The organism is Streptomyces fragilis (genome assembly GCF_003112515.1).
GTDB lineage: Bacteria > Actinomycetota > Actinomycetes > Streptomycetales > Streptomycetaceae > Streptomyces > Streptomyces fragilis.
The window spans coordinates 105,327-124,264 of record NZ_BEVZ01000001.1; the positions used below are offsets into that span (position 1 = coordinate 105,327).

13 protein-coding genes and 1 tRNA gene are annotated in these 18,938 nt (G+C 73.1%); 10 read left to right on the top strand and 4 right to left on the bottom strand.

Annotated features, from left to right (window positions below; genetic code table 11):
* Positions 1 to 255 precede the first annotated feature (255 nt).
* Positions 256 to 1,278, top strand: a complete 1,023-nt coding sequence (locus Sfr03f_RS00435; protein ID WP_108951644.1) for an SMI1/KNR4 family protein — start codon at positions 256 to 258, stop codon at positions 1,276 to 1,278.
* 7 nt (positions 1,279 to 1,285) lie between these two features.
* The gene (locus tag Sfr03f_RS00440; protein ID WP_108951645.1) at positions 1,286 to 3,679 is read left to right on the top strand and encodes an SUKH-4 family immunity protein; all 2,394 of its coding nucleotides are present in this window, start codon (positions 1,286 to 1,288) and stop codon (positions 3,677 to 3,679) included.
* Positions 3,680 to 4,061: 382 nt separating this feature from the next.
* On the opposite strand, the gene Sfr03f_RS00445 is transcribed toward Sfr03f_RS00440, so the two are convergent.
* The 3 genes from Sfr03f_RS00445 to Sfr03f_RS00455 all read right to left on the bottom strand — a co-directional run bounded on the left by Sfr03f_RS00445 (position 4,062) and on the right by Sfr03f_RS00455 (position 8,163).
* Positions 4,062 to 5,633 carry a sodium/solute symporter gene (locus tag Sfr03f_RS00445; protein ID WP_108951912.1) on the bottom strand — a complete coding sequence of 524 codons (1,572 nt, stop codon included), beginning with the start codon at positions 5,631 to 5,633 and terminating at the stop codon, positions 4,062 to 4,064.
* A gap of 20 nt (positions 5,634 to 5,653) precedes the next feature.
* Entirely contained in the window at positions 5,654 to 6,049 is a 396-nt protein-coding gene (locus Sfr03f_RS00450) for a DUF485 domain-containing protein (RefSeq protein ID WP_108951646.1), read from the bottom strand.
* Between the two features lie 587 nt (positions 6,050 to 6,636).
* Positions 6,637 to 8,163, bottom strand: a complete 1,527-nt coding sequence (locus tag Sfr03f_RS00455; protein WP_245967315.1) for an MFS transporter — start codon at positions 8,161 to 8,163, stop codon at positions 6,637 to 6,639.
* Positions 8,164 to 8,683: 520 nt separating this feature from the next.
* Here Sfr03f_RS00455 and Sfr03f_RS00460 point away from each other — a divergent pair.
* The gene (locus Sfr03f_RS00460) at positions 8,684 to 9,502 is read left to right on the top strand and encodes an ABC transporter ATP-binding protein (RefSeq protein WP_108951647.1); all 819 of its coding nucleotides are present in this window, start codon (positions 8,684 to 8,686) and stop codon (positions 9,500 to 9,502) included.
* Positions 9,499 to 12,090 carry an ABC transporter permease gene (locus Sfr03f_RS00465; protein ID WP_108951648.1) on the top strand — a complete coding sequence of 864 codons (2,592 nt, stop codon included), beginning with the start codon at positions 9,499 to 9,501 and terminating at the stop codon, positions 12,088 to 12,090. The genes Sfr03f_RS00460 and Sfr03f_RS00465 overlap by 4 nt, the downstream gene beginning before the upstream one ends.
* Positions 12,091 to 12,171: 81 nt before the next feature.
* Here the strand turns inward: Sfr03f_RS00465 and Sfr03f_RS00470 are convergent, their stop codons facing one another.
* Positions 12,172 to 13,524 (bottom strand): sensor histidine kinase, encoded by a 1,353-nt coding sequence (locus Sfr03f_RS00470; RefSeq protein ID WP_108951649.1) that lies wholly within the window; start codon positions 13,522 to 13,524, stop codon positions 12,172 to 12,174.
* Positions 13,525 to 13,679: 155 nt separating this feature from the next.
* On the opposite strand from Sfr03f_RS00470, the gene Sfr03f_RS00475 reads away from it, so the two are divergent.
* From Sfr03f_RS00475 to pth, 6 genes are all read left to right on the top strand, one after another.
* Positions 13,680 to 14,528: a hypothetical protein gene (locus Sfr03f_RS00475; RefSeq protein ID WP_108951650.1), complete on the top strand. Its 849-nt coding sequence runs from the start codon at positions 13,680 to 13,682 to the stop codon at positions 14,526 to 14,528.
* Positions 14,529 to 14,542: 14 nt separating this feature from the next.
* Positions 14,543 to 14,615, top strand: a tRNA-Gln gene (locus Sfr03f_RS00480).
* 131 nt (positions 14,616 to 14,746) lie between these two features.
* A complete protein-coding gene (gene glmU, locus Sfr03f_RS00485; RefSeq protein WP_108951651.1) occupies positions 14,747 to 16,189 on the top strand; it encodes a bifunctional UDP-N-acetylglucosamine diphosphorylase/glucosamine-1-phosphate N-acetyltransferase GlmU in 1,443 nt (480 codons plus the stop codon).
* Between the two features lie 143 nt (positions 16,190 to 16,332).
* On the top strand, positions 16,333 to 17,307 hold the full coding sequence (locus Sfr03f_RS00490) for a ribose-phosphate diphosphokinase (protein WP_108951652.1): 975 nt from the start codon (positions 16,333 to 16,335) through the stop codon (positions 17,305 to 17,307).
* A gap of 220 nt (positions 17,308 to 17,527) precedes the next feature.
* A complete protein-coding gene (locus Sfr03f_RS00495) occupies positions 17,528 to 18,142 on the top strand; it encodes a 50S ribosomal protein L25/general stress protein Ctc (RefSeq protein ID WP_108951653.1) in 615 nt (204 codons plus the stop codon).
* Positions 18,143 to 18,223: 81 nt separating this feature from the next.
* Positions 18,224 to 18,820 carry an aminoacyl-tRNA hydrolase gene (gene pth, locus Sfr03f_RS00500; protein WP_108951914.1) on the top strand — a complete coding sequence of 199 codons (597 nt, stop codon included), beginning with the start codon at positions 18,224 to 18,226 and terminating at the stop codon, positions 18,818 to 18,820.
* The last annotated feature ends 118 nt before the right edge of the window (positions 18,821 to 18,938 follow it).

The following is an 18,938-nucleotide window of genomic DNA, read 5'->3' on the forward strand; positions in this document are numbered from 1 at the left end:
GAGCATCCCCTCGGTCGCCTTAGAGTGCCAAACCCGGCGGCCGAGGAGGAAGCCAGGGCCCGTGACACGCCCGTGGCGGGGCGTCGTGACCACGGAGTGTTGACGCGAGGTCACACAGGTGGACGCATCCGGACGCACCATGACCGCCGCGAGCGGCACCGCATAGTCTGTCGGGAACCGCCACCCACGCGGTGGTCGACACTATGGGAGAGCGCGGCTTCACCGGCCGCCGGAACGCCGCAGGGGGCAACCGCCATGACGACAGGTGGGCTCGGGCTGGGGGTCTCTCCCGGCCACGGGACCGGAGGACGGCCCGCGCCGCCGAACGCCGCGTACGCAGGACAGGTCGTGCACTTCCCCGACCCGGTCCGCGCCGCCCGGCACCCGGCAGGCGTACGGGTCGACGACCACGGCTACCCGGACTTCTCGCCCTACGCCCGCGCGGCCGCCGAGATCGCCGACCCGCCGGAGGGCTTCGGCGTCGACGAGTTGCGGCTGACCGACCACGTGTCGGCCAACGCCGCCCTCGCCGCGTCCGGTCACCCCCTGTGGGACACCGTCGAGCCGGTGGCCACCCCGCACGGCTGGACCTGGCACCACGTCCCGCGCACCCGGCGCCTGGAGCTGATTCCCGTCGAGGTGAAGGCGCTGCTGCGCCACCACGGCGGCATCTCCACCGCCGCCGTGGAGCACGGCAAGCGCGGCACCCGCCCGCTGCAGGACACCCGGCCGGCCCACTTCCGGCTGCCCAAGAACTCCGTGGCCGTGAGCGAGCAGCAGGTGCAGGCCGTCGAGGAGGAGCTCGGGTACCAGCTGCCCGGCCCCTACCGCGCGTTCCTGAAGGCCGCCGGCGGCTGCGCCCCGGTGGGCACCGCGCTCGACGCGGAGCTGGGCCTGCTGGTCGACCAGCCCTTCCTCACCGTGCGGGACGAGGCGGCGGTCAACGACCTGGTGTACGTCAACAAGTGCCTGCGCGACCACCTCACCAAGGACTACCTGGGGGTGGCGTTCCTGCAGGGCGGCATCCTCGCGGTGAAGGTCAGGGGCGAGCGGCGCGGAACGGTGTGGTTCTGCGCCTACGACGACGTGCGCGACGTGGACCCGTCGTGGACCCCCGCCGAACGGGTGGAGCGCCTGCTGCTGCCCTGCGGCGAGGACTTCGACGCGTTCCTCGGCCGGCTCGCGGGCAGCCCGCCCGAGCTGGACACGGTGGCGAATCTGATGGTGGACGGCGGTTTCGCGCGCGCGGTGCCGGTGTCGGGCCCGACAGGGGAGTGAACGGCCGATGGTGACCTACGCGCAGGCGCAGGAGCGCGGCGAGGAATGGATCAACGGCGAGGCGCCCGCGTACCAGCACCGTGAGGTGCGGGTACGCGAGTTCGAGCTGGGCTTCGTGGTGTGGGCCGAGGACCGCGCCGACGGCCCGCGTTCCGAGGGCGGCGCGCAGCGGCTGGTGATCGCCCGGGACAGCGGCGAGGCCACGCTGTGGCCCGGTCTGCCGGTGGGCGAGGTGATCCGCCGGTACGAGGAGCTGTACGGCCGCGAGGAGGCCGCTCCCGCGCCGCCGCCGGCGCCCGCGCGGGTCGACCTGAACCAGACGTCGTTCCTGCTCAGCCCGCCGCAGTGGCTGCAGGACGCGGCCGACCGGATGGGCATCCCCGACCAGCGGGACGCCGGGCGCGGCCGCGACACCACGCCGTCGGCGTCGTCGACGCCTGCCGCGCCGTCGCCCGCCACCGCGGGGGGCACCCCCTGGGACGGGACCGACACCACCGCGCAGGCCGCCGACGACCGGTCGGTGCCGCTGCCGGAGACGGTGTTCGCGCCGCCGGTGGCCGACGGACCCGGCGGACCGGGAGGCGCGGGTGTGTCCGACGCGCAGACCGCGCTCATCCAGGGCGGCAGCCGGCTGCCGCCCACCCGCGTCACGCCGGCCATGCCGGACGCCGGGCCGCCGGTGCCGCCGTCGCAGCCGCCCGCGCCGCAGTCCGGGCCGGCCACCCCCGCGCGTCCGCTGCCGGCCGACGCCGGCGACATCGCGGACGCCGCGACCGCCAAGGCCGCGCCGCCGCGCCGTCCGGCGACCGGGTCCACCCCGCCGCCTCCGCCGCCGCCCCCGCCGGCTCCGGCCGGTCCGGGCCCCGCGTCGCAGTCCTCGGGGGGCGACTCCCTGGGGTACGTGCCCACCCAGATGGTCTCCTCCCTCGGCCCCCAGGGGCCCGGCACGCCCGGTGCGCCCGGTGCGCCCGGGGCGCCCGGGGCTCCCGGTGGTTCGCAGGGCGGCCCCGGCGGTCCGCAGGACGGCGGCATGCACCACGCGGTCACCATGCTGGCCGACCCGTCGTCCGGGGGCGCCACGCCTCCGCCGCCGCCCGGCCCGCCCGGTCCGCCCGGCGTTCCCGGCGGGCACACGCCTCCGCCTCCGCCCCCGCCGCCCGCCGCTCCGGGCCAGGCGGCCCACCACGCGGAGACCGTCTTCGCGCCCTCCGGTCCGTCCGGCGTCACCACGCCTCCGCCGCCGCCCCCGCCGGGCACCCCGGGGAGCGTGCACCACGCGGAGACGATGTTCGCGCCGCCGTCGGGTCCGCCGGTGGCACCCTCCGCACCCGGTCCGGTGCCGCCTCCGGGAACCGTTCCGCCGCCGCCCGCCGCTCCCGGCGTTCCCGGGGCGCCCGCCGCGTACGGGTACCCGCAGCAGCCCCAGCAGCCGATGGTGGGGCCCGGCTACCAGGCCGTGCTGCGCTACCGCGCCCCGGACGGCTCCGAGCACCAGCTGATCCGCCGCAGCGCGCCGGGGCTCCCGCACCCGGAGTGGCAGATCTTCCACGAGCTGCGCGCCATGAACGTGCCGCCGAACCAGGTGCTGGAGCTGCACACCGAGCTCGAGTCCTGCTCCCTGCCCGGCGCGTACTGCGCGCGGATGATCCGCGAGCAGTGGCCGCAGGCCCGGATCACCTCCATCGCCCCCTACGGCGAGGACCACGCCGGCCGACAGCAGGGCATCGCGCAGCTGCTGGCCCACCAGGGCGAGCTGCACCAGGTCGCCGACGGACCCGCGCGGCCCGGCCCGGTGCGCGCGCCGCTGCCGCCGGTGCAGCCCGCTCCGCCCGTGCCGCCGGAGGGCGTCGCCCACGAGCTGGCGGCGGTCTTCGGGCCGGGCGTGTTCCGCTTCGACCAGGCGGCGGTGTCCCGGCAGGGCGTGCCGCCGGTGGTCGCCCACACCCTGGTGGTCGCGGGGCTGCCGTTCGACCTCGGCCCGTTCTTCTGGGCGCAGGCCCAGCCGGGGCGGCCGGTGCCGACGCTGGCCGAGCTGGCGCAGGAACGTGGGGTGCAGGCGGCCCCGGACGCCGGGTCGTACCTGGTGATGGGCACCGACTTCGGCAAGGCGGTCTGCGTGCAGTACGGCACCGCGCACATCGTCGCCGTGCCGGTGGAGGCGGGCCCCGGGGGTGCGCCGGTGCCGCCGCAGTTCGTCAACACGGGGCTGCCGGAGTTCGCGCGGTGCCTGGCGCTGCTGGGGCGGATGTGGCCGCTGCGGTTCGGGCTCAACCAGGAGCAGGCGGCTCGCTGGACGGTCGACTTCCAGGCGCAGCTCGCCGCGTTGGACCCGGCGGCGCTGGGGTCGCCGGACAGCTGGTGGTCCGTGCTGCTGGAGCAGTTCTGGGACGGCCTGCTCTGACGTCCCCTCCCCCGCGCGGGCGGTACCGGTTCCGCGCGGGGGCTTCCCCGGGCCCGGCGTGCCGCCCCCTGGGACTCCCCCGCCTCCGCGCGCGGCGGGACTGGACCCCCGCTTGCGCGGCGTTGAGCGAACCGCCCCGCGGAGGGGGCGCCCCCTGCGCCCGCCCGTGCCGCCCCCTGGGCGGCCCAGACGCCCGCAGGTGGCCCCGCAGTGCGCGCGGCGGCCGCGCGGAGGACGGCGCGGCAGTACGTGCGGCGGCCGCGCGGATGCCCGCAGGGCAGGGGACGGCGTGGCCGTCACCGCGGAGGGCGCGCGGGCGGCCGCGGGCACGGGACGGTTGGTGCCCGGGGGCGGGGGGAGGTCGGCGTCCCCGCCCCGGGGGTCAGCGGGAATCGACGCCCGCGAGGAGGCGGGGCTCCAGGTCCTCGTAGCGTCGCTCCTGCTCCCGCACCTTGCGGGAGCCGGACGTCACCGTGCCGAGCCAGCCCAGTGCGAAGCCCACCGGGATCGTGACCAGGCCCGGCGTGGTGAACGGGAACCAGTTGAAGTGGGCCTCCGGAAGCGCCGAGTTGGGGTAGCCGGAGACCAGGTTGGTGAACGGCGCCAGCAGCAGCACCGCCAGCGACCCGCCGATCAGCGTCCACAGCACGCCGCGCCGGGTGAACCGCCGCCAGAACAGGCTGTAGACCAGCGCCGGCGCGATCGCCGAGGCCCCCAGACTGATCGACAGCGTCACCAGCGGCTGCAGGTTCCTGTGCTGCACCAGCGTGGCCAGGACGACCGCCACCACGCCCACCGCCAGCGCGGCGACCCGCGCCACCGTCACCTCCCGGCGCGCGCCCGCCGTCCCCCGGCCGGCGATCACGTCGTGCGCCAGCGAGTTGGCGCAGGCCAGGATCATGCCGGCCACCGAGGACAGCAGGGTCAGGAAGACCGCCGTGGTCACCGTGGTGAACAGCAGCGCCGCCAGGTACGACTCGTCGGCGCTCAGCGCCGCCCTGGAGCCCAGCAGGAAGGTGGTGTTGCCCTGCGGGTCGGCGGCGGCGATCACGCCCCGGCCGACCATGGCCACCGCCCCGAACGCCACGACCACGATCACCAGCGAGAACAGCGTCACCGAGGACACCGCCCAGGACATCGCCCTCCGCACCTGCCGGGCGTCCGACGCGGTGAACATGCGCATGGTGATGTGGGGCAGCACCGCCGCGCCCAGCACGATCGACACGTGGATCGAGATCATGTCGAGCTTCGGGAACGGGTGGCCCGCGAACTCGACGCCGGTGCGCAGGAAGGCATCACCGATGCCGCTGCGCGCCGCCGCCGCGTCGAACAGCGCGCCCGGGTCCCAGCCGTACCGGGCCAGGATCACCAGGGCGACCATCACCCCGGAGCCCAGCAGCACGAAGATCTTGAGGAGCTGGATGAAGGCGGTGCCCTTCATCCCGCCGATCACCGCGTAGCTGATCATCAGCACGCCGAGTCCGACCACCATTCCGGTCTCCAGCGCGTCGCTGTCGAAGCCGAGGATGAACGACATCAGCTGCCCGGCACCCGCCAGCTGCACCAGCATCATCGGCATCAGCGACAGGACCGTCACCACGCACGCCGTGATCCGCACCGCCCGCGACGCGGTACGCCCGGCCAGCACGTCCCCCATGGTGAACCTGCCCGTGTTGCGCAGCGGTTCGGCCAGCAGGAGCATCAGCAGCATCATCGACAGCGCGGTGCTCAGCGCGAGCAGCATCCCGTCGTAGCCGAAGAACGCCACCAGGCCGCAGGTGCCCAGCGCGGTCGCGGCCGAGATGTAGTCGCCGGCGATCGCCATGCCGTTGCGGAACGGCGTCAGGGTGCCGTAGCCCGTGTAGAACTCCTGCAGGTCGTCCCGGTCCGGCCCGGTCATCACGCACAGCAGCAGGGTGACGGAGGCGACCGCGCAGAACGCGACGAGCGACATCGACTGGGCGGAGAAGTCGTTCACCGGCCCTCCTCCCGCCGCGCCCGTGCCCGGTCCACCAGCGGGTCGATCCGCCGGAGCGCCGTGCGTTCATAGACGATCAGCGCGGCGACCGTCACCGGAAGCTGCAGCAGGCCCAGCACGAGGCCGAGGTTCAGGCCCTCGCCCAGCCCGGCGCCCGTCGCCGACGGGACGTACACCGTCAGCAGGACGTACAGCGCGAAGAAGCCGAGGACGGTGGCGCCGGCGATCCGCCGCTGCCAGGCGTAGGCGGCCCGCAGCGGGGCGACGTCGTCCGCCTGCCGGGCGGCACGCGGCTGCCCGTTGACGGAGCCGGAGGCCGACGTGGCGGCCGGGCCGGGGGTCGGGGCGGTCGCGGGGGCCTGGGCGGGGGCGGGGAACACGTCGTCGTACACGGGGACCGGGTCGCCCGCGGGTGGCCGGCCGGCCGCGGGGAGCGGCTCGCCGTACGCCGGGAAGCGTCCGCCGCGGGCCGGATACCGCCGCGCACCGCGGCCGGAGTACCGCGGCGTGCCCTCGGAGGGGTACTGCTCGGCGTCCCGGGCCGGCTGCCGCTCGGCGTCCCGGGCCGGATAGCGCCCCGCCTCCCGGGCCGGGTACTGGTCCGCGCCGCGGGCCGGGTACGGCTCGGCGTCCCGGGCCGGGTACTGGTCCGCGCCGTGGGCCGGGTACGGCTCCGCGCCGCGGGCCGGGTACGGGTGCGGGTCCGGGGCGGGCCGGTGGGGTGGGCCGTGGGGCGAGGGCTGCTGCCCGTTCGGCGGGGAGGGGTCGGTGGGCGGCCGGTGCGGGGGCGGGGCGGGGGCGGAGCTTGGTACGACGGGTACGGGTCGTAGGACATCCCGTGCTCCTTGCGAGGCTCGGGCCCGAAGAGGGGCCGCAGGGAGGGGAGTTGGACGAGCCCACGCAAGCTACAGACACACCCGCCGCACACGCTGCGGTTCCACCCGGTGAGGGCCCGGTGAGGACGGGGATCGGTGCGGGCTCACTCCCCGGCGCCCCCCGCGCTGGTCGCCCGCACAGGGAAACGCCGCGGCGCGAGCGCCAGCAGTGCCACGAACGCCGCCCCCGCGGCCACCGCCGCGCCCAGGTACACCGCCTGCGTCGCCGCCGCGACGGCCCGCCCCGTCGCCTCCGGGACCCGCGCGCCGGAGTCCACGGCGCGCGTCACCGCGTCCAGGTCGCCCACGCCGCCCAGCCGGGCCGCCAGCACCGCGTTCGCCAGCGCGCCGAACAACGAGGCCCCCAGCGTCTGACCGGTCTGCCGGCAGAACAGCACCGAGGCCGTCACCGTCCCCCGCTCCGACCAGCCCACCGTCGACTGCACCCCCACCATCAGGGGCGCCGAGAACAGGCCGAGCCCGGCCCCCACCACCGCCATCAGCAGCACCGGCTGCCACACCGACCCCGGGTACGGCAGCCACTGGAACGCCGCCAGCGCCAGCGACGTCACCCCGACCCCCAGCAGCGCCGAGTCACGGAAACCGATCCTGCGGTACACGTGCTGGCTCAGCGCCGCCGACACCGGCCAGGTCAGCGTCCACACCGACATCACGAACCCGGCCGCGACCGGCTCCAGCCCCAGCACGCCCTGCGCGTACGTCGGCAGGAACACCGTCGGCGCGACCATCAGCAGCCCCACCGCGCCGAACGCCACGTTGACCGCCACGATCGTCCGCCGCCGCCACACCCAGCCCGGGATCACCGGGTCCTCGGCCCGCCGCTCGACCAGCACCACCACCACCGCCAGCACCAGCCCGGCGCCGAACAGCGCCAGCGACGGCGCCGACAGCCACGGCCAGGCCACCCCGCCCTGCACCAGCGCCGTCAGCACCGCCCCGGCGCACGCGAAGATCGCCAGGGCGCCCGCCCAGTCGATCCGCGCCCGCGCCGCCGCCCCGCCGGGCTCCCGCGGCGACTCCCGCAGGTGCCGCACCACCATCCACAGCGCCACCGCGCCCACCGGCAGGTTGACGAAGAAGATCCACCGCCACCCCGCGTACGCCGCCAGGAGACCGCCCACCCCCGGCCCCGCCACCGCCGACACCGCCCACACCGTCGACAGCCGCGCCTGGATCTTCGGCCGCTCCGCCAGCGGGAAGAGGTCCGCCGCCAGCGTCTGCACGGTGCCCTGCAACGCCCCGCCGCCCAGCCCCTGCACCACCCGGAAGGCGATCAGCGCACCCATGTTCCAGGCCACCCCGCTCAGCAGCGAGCCCAGCAGGAACAACGCCGCCCCGAACAGCAGCACCGGCTTGCGGCCGAAGGTGTCCGACAGCTTCCCGTACACCGGGAGGGTCACCGTCACCGCCAGCAGGTAGCCCGAGAACAGCCACGAGAAGTACGCGAAACCACCCAGGTCCCCCACGATCTGCGGCACCGCCGTGGCCACCACCGTCGAGTCCAGCGCCACCAGCGCCATCGACAGCATCAACGCCACCATCACCGGGCCGCGCCGCGTCGCGACGGCCGCCTGCCCGGCCTCCTTCGCGGAAGTCTCCGTCCTGGCCACCGGGATTCCTTTCCCTATGCATCTATATGCCCGGGGACAGCTTCGCACCGGCCCCGCCCCCCACGCCAAGGTGCACCGAACCCCGAGACGACTCGTCCCTGAGGCCAATTCCCCCTAGGGGTAAGGGTGTACGCGCGGTCGGGGACACCTCCACCCGCCGGACGACGCCCCCCGCGGCCCCCGCTCCCTAGCCTGGTCACACGCCACAGGGGGAGGCGGACGGCACCAGCGGCGGTGGGGTTTACCCCCCACCGCGAACTGCACCGGGCACCATCGCGCCCGCCCCGCCCGGCGAGAAGACTCGACACGACGGCAGGACACCGCGCCCGGCGACCGAACGACCCACCCGGACGCGCGGCCCGACGCCGCACGTGACACCCGCGCCACGCCCGACCGGCGCACGCCGCACCACCCGCGCGTGAACAGCGCGCCACCCGCACCGAGAACACCGCACCACCGGCCCGCCGCACACCGCGAGGGCCGGACTCCGCCTGACACGGACAACCCAAGGAGATATACCGTGACTTCGGCTGTGACCATCCCCAAGTCCGGGGGCACCGGGAGGACATCGGCCGTCGCCGCGCGGGCGCGGCAGGTCGTCAAGGCCTACGGCACCGGAGAGACCCGCGTCGTCGCCCTCGACACCGTCGACGTCGACCTGATGCGCGGCGAGTTCACCGCCATCATGGGCCCCTCCGGCTCCGGCAAGTCGACCCTGATGCACTGCCTCGCCGGACTCGACACCGTCACCTCCGGCCAGATCTTCCTCGACGACACCGAGATCACGAGCCTCAAGGACAAGAAGCTCACCCAGCTCCGCCGCGACCAGGTCGGCTTCGTCTTCCAGGCGTTCAACCTCGTCCCCACCCTCAACGCCCTGGAGAACATCACCCTCCCCCTGGACATCGCCGGCCGCAAGCCCGACCGCCAGTGGCTGGACCAGGTCGTCGAGACCGTCGGCCTCTCCGGCCGCCTCAAGCACCGCCCCACCCAGCTCTCCGGAGGCCAGCAGCAGCGCGTCGCCGTCGCCCGCGCCCTCGCCTCCCGGCCGCGGATCATCTTCGGCGACGAACCCACCGGAAACCTCGACTCCCGCGCCGGCGCCGAGATCCTCGGCTTCCTGCGCCGCTCCGTCGACGACTTCGGCCAGACCATCGTCATGGTCACCCACGACCCGGTCGCCGCCTCCTACGCCGACCGCGTCATCTACCTCGCCGACGGCCGCATCGTCGACGAGATGCGCACCCCCACCGCCGAAGCCGTCCTCGACCGCATGCTGCGTTTCTCCGGGGGACACCCCCAGACCCCCTCGTCCGACACCCGGGGGCGCACCGCATGAGCACCACCCGCGACGCCTTCCGCGGCGCCCTCGCCCACAAGGGACGCATGGCCCTCTCCGCCGTCGCCGTCCTGCTCTCCGTGGCCTTCGTCTGCGGAACCCTGGTGTTCACCGACACCATGAACACCACCTTCGACAAGCTCTTCGCCACCACCTCCGCCGACGTCACCGTCAGCCCCGGCGACGCCAACGCCGAGAACGCCTCCACCAACGGCAAACCACCCGTCCTGCCCGCCACCCTCCTCGAGGACGTCAAGAAGGCCGACGGCGTCGCCAAGGCCGAAGGCGCCGTCTGGTCCACCAGCGTCACCGTCGTCGACGCCGACAAGGACAGCCTCTCCCCCACCGGAGGAGCACCCACCGTCGTCGCCAACTGGACCGCCAACGACGCCCGCACCATGAAGATCACCGACGGCACACCACCCCGCGGCCCCGACCAGGTCATGGTCGACGCCGACACCGCCGACAAGCACGGCCTCGCCCTCGGCGACACCGTCTCCGTCATCAACGTCACCGGCACCCACACCGCGAAGATCAGCGGCATCGCCGCCTTCCTCGTCACCAACCCCGGTGCCGCCATGTTCTACCTCGACACCCCCACCGCCCAGCGGACACTGGTCGGCCAGAAGGACGTCTACACCGACGTCTACGTCACCACCGCCACCGGCCACACCGACGCACAGGTCAAGAAGGCGCTCACCACCGCCCTCGCCGGCACCGCCGACGGCGGCGACTACAAGATCCGCACCGCCGCCGAAGCGGCCGACGACGCCTCCGCCGACTTCGCCGGAGTCCTCGACGTCATGAAGTACGCCATGCTCGGCTTCGCCCTCCTGGCGGCCATGGTCGGCGTCTTCCTGATCTTCAACACCTTCTCCATGCTCGTCACCCAGCGCACCCGGGAGATCGGCCTCATGCGCGCCATCGGCTCCTCCAGGAAGCAGGTGAACCGCACCGTGCTCGCCGAAGCCCTGATCCTCGGCGTCGTCGGATCAGCACTCGGCGTCGGCGCCGGCATCGGCCTCGCCGTCCTGCTCATGGAAGCCATGGGCGCCCTGGGCATGAACCTCTCCACCGACGACCTCACCATCGCCTGGACCACCCCCGTCGCCGGCGTCGTCCTCGGCGTCGTCGTCACCGTGGTCGCCGCCTACCTGCCCGCCCGGCGCGCCTCCAAGGTGTCCCCGATGGCCGCCCTGCGCGACCCCGGCATGCCCTCCGACGCCCGCGCCGGCCGCATCCGCCTCGCCCTCGGCACCGTCCTCACCCTCGCCGGAGCCGCCGCCCTCTACGTCACCACCCAGGCCGACACCGCCGGAGCCGGCTCCCAATGGCTCGGCCTCGGCATCGTCACCACGCTCGTCGGCTTCATCGTCGTCGGACCCGTCCTCGCCTCCGGAGTCGTCCGCGTCCTCGGCGCCCTCATCCTCCGGTTCTTCGGACCCGTGGGACGCATGGCCGAACGCAACGCCCTGCGCAACCCACGCCGCACCGGCGCCACCGGAGCCGCCCTGATGATCGGGCTCGCACTCGTCGCCTGCCTGTCCGTCGTCGGCTCCTCCATGGTGGCCTCCGCCACCGACCAGCTCGACAAGACCGTCGGCACCGACTTCATCATCCAGTCGCCCAGCGGCCAGCTGATCAACCCGCAGGCCGTCGACGCCGTCCGCGACACCAAGGGCATCGACCGCGTCACCGAGTACAAGCTGCTCCCCGACGCCAGGCTCACCATGCCCGACGGACGCGTAGCGCCCAAGGAATGGCTCAACGCCGCCGACCCCACCTACGCCCAGGACCTCCGCATCGAGACCGAGGCCGGCAACCTCGCCGACGCCTACAAGCCCGACTCCATGTCCGTCTTCGGCGACTTCGCCGAGAAGTACGACCTCACCATCGGCTCCAAGGTCGAGGTCGACTTCCCCGGCGGCGAGACCGCCACCCTCACCGTCCGCGCCATCACCACCGACGAGGTCACCGTCGACAAGGGCGCCCTCTACCTCTCCATCGACACCGCGGCCGCCCACATCCCGGCCGACAGGATGCCGCTGGACTCCCTGGTCTTCGCCGCGGCCGAGGACGGCCAGGAGGACGCCGCCTACACCGCGCTCAAGAAGGCCCTCGACGGCTACCCGCAGTACCAGGTCATGGACCAGACCGACTACAAGGAGATCCTCAAGGACCAGGTCGGGCAGCTCCTCAACATCGTCTACGCGCTGCTCGCCCTCGCGGTGATCGTCGCCGTCCTCGGCGTCGTCAACACCCTGGCGCTGTCGGTCATCGAGCGCACCCGGGAGATCGGGCTCATGCGGGCCATCGGCCTTTCCCGGCGCCAGCTGCGACGCATGATCCGGCTGGAGTCGGTGGTCATCGCCCTCTTCGGCGCGCTGCTGGGTCTCGGGCTGGGCATGGGCTGGGGCGCCTCCGCGCAGCAGCTCCTCGCCCTCGAGGGCCTCACCATCCTCGAGATCCCCTGGCCCACCATCCTCGGCGTCTTCGCCGGCTCGGCGGTGGTCGGCCTCCTCGCCGCCCTCGCCCCCGCCTTCCGCGCGGGCCGCATGAACGTCCTCGACGCCATCGCCACGGAGTAACCCACCCGGCCCCCACCGGCCCTCGACCCCGAGGCCCCGCCCACCCCCCGGGCGGGGCCTCGGCCCGTCACCGTCCCGACGTCACTCCGCCAGGGCCGCCGCGTCCGCCACCGGGGGAACCGGGATCACCGCGGAGACACGGAACCCGCCCGGGTCCGTCGGCCCCGCCACGAACGCACCGCCGAGCGACGTCACCCGCTCCCGCATCCCCAGCAGACCGTTCCCGCCCGACGGGAGCCCCGGCTCCGCCCCGGCCGGGAGGCCACCCGCCGGCTCGTTCTCCACCTGCATCGCCACCTCCCCCTCCCGGTGAGCCACCCGCACCCGCGTCCGCGCCCCCGCCGCGTGCTTGTGCACGTTGGTCAGCGCCTCCTGGACCACCCGGAACGCCGTCCGCTCCACCACCGGCGGATACCCCGGCGACTCCCCCTCCTCCAGCAGCTCCACGACCACACCCGCCGCACGCGACTGCCCCACCAGCTCGGCCAGCGCCGACAACCGCGCAGGGCCCCCGCTCTCCTCCCCGTCCTCGACACCGCCCCGCTGCTCCGGGATCCGCGGCGCCACCGCCGCCTCCCGCGACGCGGACACCGGCGCCGCGCCCGCCGCCGGCGTGCTCCGCAGCACCCCCAGCATCTCCCGCAGCTCCGTCAGCGCCTGCCGGCCCATGTCCCCCACCAGCGCCGCGTTCCGCACCGCCTTCTCCGGGTCCTTCAACGCCACCGCCTGCAACGCCGCCGCGTGCACCACCATCAAGGACACCCGGTGCGCCACCACGTCGTGCATCTCCCGGGCGATCCGCCGGCGCTCCTCGTTCCGCGCCCACTCCGCCCGCTCCTCGGCCCGCTCGGCCAGCAGCTGCAGCTCCCGCTCCAGACTGTCCGCACGCTCCCGCAACGACTCCATCAGCCGCCGCCGCGCCCCCACGTACAGGCCCAGCAGCACGGGCGGCGCGGTGTGCCCCAGCGCGGTGGTGACCGCGGCGAACAGCCGGAACCACCCGTCCACCTCGGGGCTCGTGCGCACCAGCGTCACCACCAGCACACCGGCCAGCGACATCCCGGCCAGCGCGCCCGTCAGCCGGCGCGGGAGGTCGGAGGAGGCCACCGTGTACAGGCCCACCACCGCCAGCAGGAAACCCATCAGCGCGGGCGTGACCGCCAGCCCGACCAGCACCACCGCCACCGGCCACCGGCGCCGGAACCCGAGCACCGAACCCACCAGCGCGCCGAACACCACGCCCACGGCCACCGGCAGCCCGGCGTCCCGGGCGAAGCCCACGCCCTCGGCCGCGCACTCCACGGACGACGCCAGCGCCAGCGAGACGTCCAGCACCACCGCGCGCCAGCGGTGCCACCAGCCGCCGCCCGCGTGCCCCGCGTCCGGCCCGGCCCGCTCCACCGCCGTCCTTCGCTCTTCCCCCGTCGTGGTCATGCGCCCAGCCTACGTAAGGAGTCCAGGGACGTTCCTGTGGGTTTGTGAGTGGACATATCGATACATGGCCATCGAACGCAAGGTAAAAACGCTCGAACTGGTGAATCGCACAGGAATCTGTTCCCAACCCGCCCGGACCGGCGGAGAGTGAACCCATGCACCAGCACGAACCCCCTCCCGACGACCTCCCGCACCAAGCCGTCGCCCTCCGCCGCCAAGGCCTCAGCACCCGCCAGATCCGCGAGGAACTCGGCATCAACAACTGGGACCTCCGCCCCCTCCTCGCGGGCGAGCCGCCGCCCGAGTGGACCAAGCGCCCGCGCGCCAAGGACGACCTCCGAAAACGCGCCCGCGAGCTCCGGTCCCAGGGCTGGACCTACGACCAGATCAAGACGGAGCTCGGCTGCTCCAAGAGCTCCGTGTCCCTGTGGGTGAGGGACCTGCCGAGGCCCGAACGCACACGCACCCGCGAGGAAGCCTCCGAGATCAGCCGACGGGGCTGGGAACCGCGACTCCGCGCACGGGAGGAGGAGCGGCAGAAGACCAAGAAGGAGGCCCGTGACAGCGTCGGCACCCTTTCGGACCGTGAGCTCTTCCTCACGGGGGTGGCCCTCTACTGGGCCGAAGGAGCCAAGGACAAGCCCTACGCACGCCGTGAAACGGTGCTGTTCGTCAACAGCGACCCGGGCGTGATCCACGTCTTCATGGCCTGGCTGCGCCTGCTGGGCGTGGAGCAGGAACGGCTGCGCTTCCGCGTCATGATCCACGAGAGCGCGGACGTACGTGCCGCCGAGGGCTTCTGGGCGGATCAGGTGGGCATCGACCCCGGCCTCCTGGGCAAGACGACGCTCAAGAAACACAATCCCAGGACGGTGCGGCTCAACACGGGAAGCGCGTACCGAGGTTGCCTGGTCATCTACGTCCGCCAGGGTGCCGACCTGTACCGTCGCGTCGAAGGCGCCTGGAGCGGAATCGTGCAGCAGGCGCGAAGCACTCTCGGGTAAGCTCTGGGCGACTGTCCCCCGTGGTGTAACTGGCAACACACTGGCCTTTGGAGCCAGCAGTTCAAGGTTCGAATCCTTGCGGGGGAGCCGCACAACGTGAACACCTCGTTTCGGGTCCTGACCGCGCACGCGGTCGGGGCCCGCTCTCACGTGTCCCCCCACCGACCCCCCGGTATCCTGCGAGGGACCCACTCGTAACACAGCCGAAGGGCACCACCGTGAGCGCCATCCGCCCGGCCGCCGTCGTCGTACTCGCAGCGGGTGAGGGCACCCGCATGCGGTCCGCCACCCCCAAGGTTCTGCACACCCTCTGCGGCCGGTCGCTGGTGGGCCACGTGCTCGCGGCCTCCCGGGAGCTGGAGCCGGAGCACCTGGTGGCCGTCGTGGGCCACGCCCGTGAGCAGGTGACGGCGCACCTCGGTGAGATCGACCCCGCCGTGCGCACCGCCGTGCAGGAGGAGCAGAACGGCACCGGTCACGCCGTCCGCATCGCGCTGGGCGAGCTCGGCGCCGTGGACGGCACCGTGGTGGTGGTCTGCGGCGACACCCCGCTGCTGCGCGGCGAGACCCTGCGCGCGCTGGCCGGCACGCACGCCGCCGACGGCAACGCGGTGACGGTGCTGACCGCCGAGGTCCCGGACGCGACCGGTTACGGCAGGATCGTCCGTGACGAGCGGGGCGCGGTGACGGGCATCGTGGAGCACAAGGACGCCTCCGAGGCCGAGCGGGCGATCCGGGAGATCAACTCGGGTGTGTTCGCGTTCGACGGCCGGCTGCTCGCGGACGCGCTGGGCCGGCTGCGCACGGACAACAGCCAGGGCGAGGAGTACCTGACGGACGTACTCGGCATCCTCCGCGCGGACGGCCACCGGGTGGGTGCCAGTGTGGCGGCGGACCACCGGGAGATCGCGGGCATCAACAACCGGGTGCAGCTGTCCGAGGCGCGGCGGATCCTGAACGAGCGGCTGCTGGAGCAGGCGATGCTGTCCGGTGTGACGGTGGTGGATCCGGCGTCGACGTACCTGGACGTGACGGTGACGTTCGGTCAGGACGCGCTGGTGCACCCGAACACCCAGCTGACGGGTTCGACGCACGTCGGGGAGGGTGCCGAGGTGGGTCCGAACAGCCGGCTGAACGACACCGAGGTGGGTCCGGGCGCGCGGCTGGACAACACGGTGGCGGACGGGGCGATCGTGGGGCCTCAGGCGTCGGTGGGTCCGTTCGCGTACCTGCGGCCCGGTACGCGTCTGGGCCTGCGGTCGAAGATCGGCACGTACGTGGAGACGAAGAAGGCGGAGATCGGTGAGGGGACGAAGGTCCCGCACCTGACCTACGTGGGCGACGCCACGATCGGTGATCACACGAACATCGGCGCGGCGAGCGTGTTCGTGAACTACGACGGCCAGGAGAAGCACCACACAACGATCGGGTCCCACTGCCGTACCGGTGCGGACAACATGTTTGTGGCTCCTGTCACTGTCGGGGACGGCGCGTACACCGCGGCGGGGTCGGTGGTGACGCAGCCGGTGCCGCCCGGCGCGCTGGGCGTGGCCCGTGCCCAGCAGCGGAATATCGCGGGTTGGGTGGTGCGCAAGCGTCCCGGGAGCGCGGCGGCGAAGGCCGCCGAGGAGGCGTCCCGGGGGGCGGGCGACGAGGGCTGAGCGTGTTCAGGCCCGTCTGATCGGGCGTACCGTGATAAGTGCAGAAACCGCACCACCCCCCAGCCGGGCGGGCAGGCGCCGTCCGGCACTCTCCCCTGCCTCGCCCGCCCGCTGTGAGACCACACCTCTGAGGAGACAGTGCTGTGACCGGGATCAAGACGACCGGCCAGAAGAAGATGATGTTCTTCTCCGGCCGCGCCCACCCCGAGCTTGCCGAGGAGGTGGCGCACCAGCTGGGCGTCGAGGTCGTCCCGACCAAGGCGTTCGACTTCGCCAACGGTGAGATCTACGTCCGTTACCAGGAGTCGGCGCGTGGCGCGGACTGCTTCCTGATGCAGAGCCACACGGCCCCGATCAACAAGTGGGTCATGGAGCAGCTGATCATGATCGACGCGCTGAAGCGTGCGTCGGCGCGATCGATCACGGTGATCGTCCCGTTCTACGGCTATGCCCGTCAGGACAAGAAGCACCGTGGCCGTGAGCCGATCTCGGCGCGTCTGATCGCGGACCTGATGAAGACGGCGGGTGCGGACCGGATCCTCACGGTCGACCTGCACACGGACCAGATCCAGGGCTTCTTCGACGGTCCGGTGGACCACCTGTTCGCGCTGCCGCTGCTGGCGGACTACGTGGGCGCGAAGGTGGACCGGGACAAGCTGACGGTGGTGTCGCCGGACGCCGGCCGGGTGCGGGTGGCGGACCGCTGGTGCGACCGTCTGGGCGCGCCGCTGGCGATCGTGCACAAGCGGCGTGACAAGGACGTGGCGAACCAGGTGACGGTCCACGAGGTCGTGGGCGAGGTCAAGGACCGGGTGTGCGTGCTGGTCGACGACATGATCGACACGGCGGGCACGATCTGTGCGGCGGCCGACGCGCTGTTCGCGCACGGTGCGGCGGACGTGATCGTGACGGCCACGCACGGTGTGCTGTCGGGTCCGGCCGCGGACCGTCTGAAGAACTCGCGGGTGAGTGAGTTCGTGCTGACGAACACGCTGCCGACGCCGGGTGAGCTGGAGCTGGACAAGATCACGGTGCTGTCGATCGCTCCGACGATCGCCTCCGCGGTGCGTGAGGTGTTCCAGGACGGTTCGGTGACGAGCCTGTTCGACGAGCAGTGATGCGACGAGCGGTGGTGCGGCAGCGGTGACCGCGAGCCGGCTCTGCTAGATCGTTTTTGTGCGGCCTCCCTCGCCGAGTAGACTTCTGGAGTTGCTCGGCGAGGGAGGCCGTACTTCTGTGTACGGCGGTCCGTTATCGACGCGCTCTTCGTAGCAGGCCGATGTTTGGCCGGGTGACCGATCCCGACCGTTTTTCGTTGTACTACGAGGAGTGTGAGCCATGTCCGAGGTGAAGCTTTCCGCCGAGACCCGCACCGAGTTCGGCAAGGGTGCGGCCCGTCGCATCCGCCGCGAGAACAAGGTGCCGGTCGTCCTGTACGGCCACGGCACGGACCCGAAGCACCTGTCCCTGCCGGGTCACGACCTGCTGCTGGCGCTGCGTACGCCGAACGTCCTGATCTCCCTGTCGATCGACGGTGGGGCCACCGAGCTGGCGATCCCGAAGTCGGTGCAGCGTGACCCGCTGAAGGGCTTCCTGGAGCACGTCGACCTGCTGCTGGTCAAGCGGGGCGAGAAGGTCTCCGTCGAGATCCCGGTCGTCACCGAGGGCGAGATCGCCCCGGGTGCCGGTCTGGTCGAGCTGGTCCAGGCGTCGCTGACGGTCGAGGCCGAGGCCACCCACATCCCCGAGTCCGTCGTGGTCTCCGTCGAGGGCCTCGAGGCGGGTGCGAGCGTCCTGGCGAAGGACGTCGAGCTGCCCAAGGGCGCGTCGCTCGCGGGTGACGCGGAGGCCGTGGTGCTGTCCGTCGTCGCGCCGCAGGCGGAGGAGTCGGCCGAGGAGGAGGCTGCCGAGGAGGCCGCCGCCCCCGAGGGCGACGTCGTCGACGAGGGCTGAGTTCCCGCGTAGTCGTGTCACCGGCCGCCGCTCCTTCGGGGCGGCGGCCGGTGTCGTTCTGTTTCCAGGGAGAGTGACGTGGTGTCCACTGACGCGAATGCCCCGTGGCTGGTGGTGGGGCTCGGCAATCCGGGGCCGGAGTACGCGATGAACCGGCACAACGTCGGCTTCATGGTGGCGGATCTGCTGGCCGGGCGGATGGGTGGCCGGTTCAAGCGGGCCGGCAAGGCGCAGGCCCAGGTGGTGGAGGGCCGGGTGGGTCCTCCGGGGCCGATGGGGCGCCGGGTGGTGCTGGTGAAGCCGATGTCCTTCATGAATCTGTCCGGTGGTCCGGTGAACGCGCTGCGGGACTTCTACAAGGTGCCGCAGGCGCATGTGGTGGCGGTGCACGACGAGCTGGACATCGACTACGGGACGCTGCGGCTGAAGCTGGGCGGCGGTGACAACGGGCACAACGGCCTGAAGTCGATCACGAAGGCGATGGGGCCGGACTACCACCGGGTGCGGTTCGGGATCGGCCGGCCTCCGGGGCGGATGCCGGTGGCGGACTTCGTGCTGAAGGACTTCGGGTCGGTGGAGCGCAAGGAGCTGGACTTCTTCGTGGACCGGGCGGCCGACGCGGTCGAGTCGCTGGTTCTGGAGGGTCTCGAGCGGGCGCAGACCGCGTACAACTCCTGATCCTTGGGCGGTACCCGCCGCTGCGGGGGTGCGGCCGGTCCGCGTGCGCCCCGGTGTGCCGTGCCCGCTCCCCCGGGTTCGGCGAATCCGCTTCCCGTCCCGGCCCCCGCCCGTACTC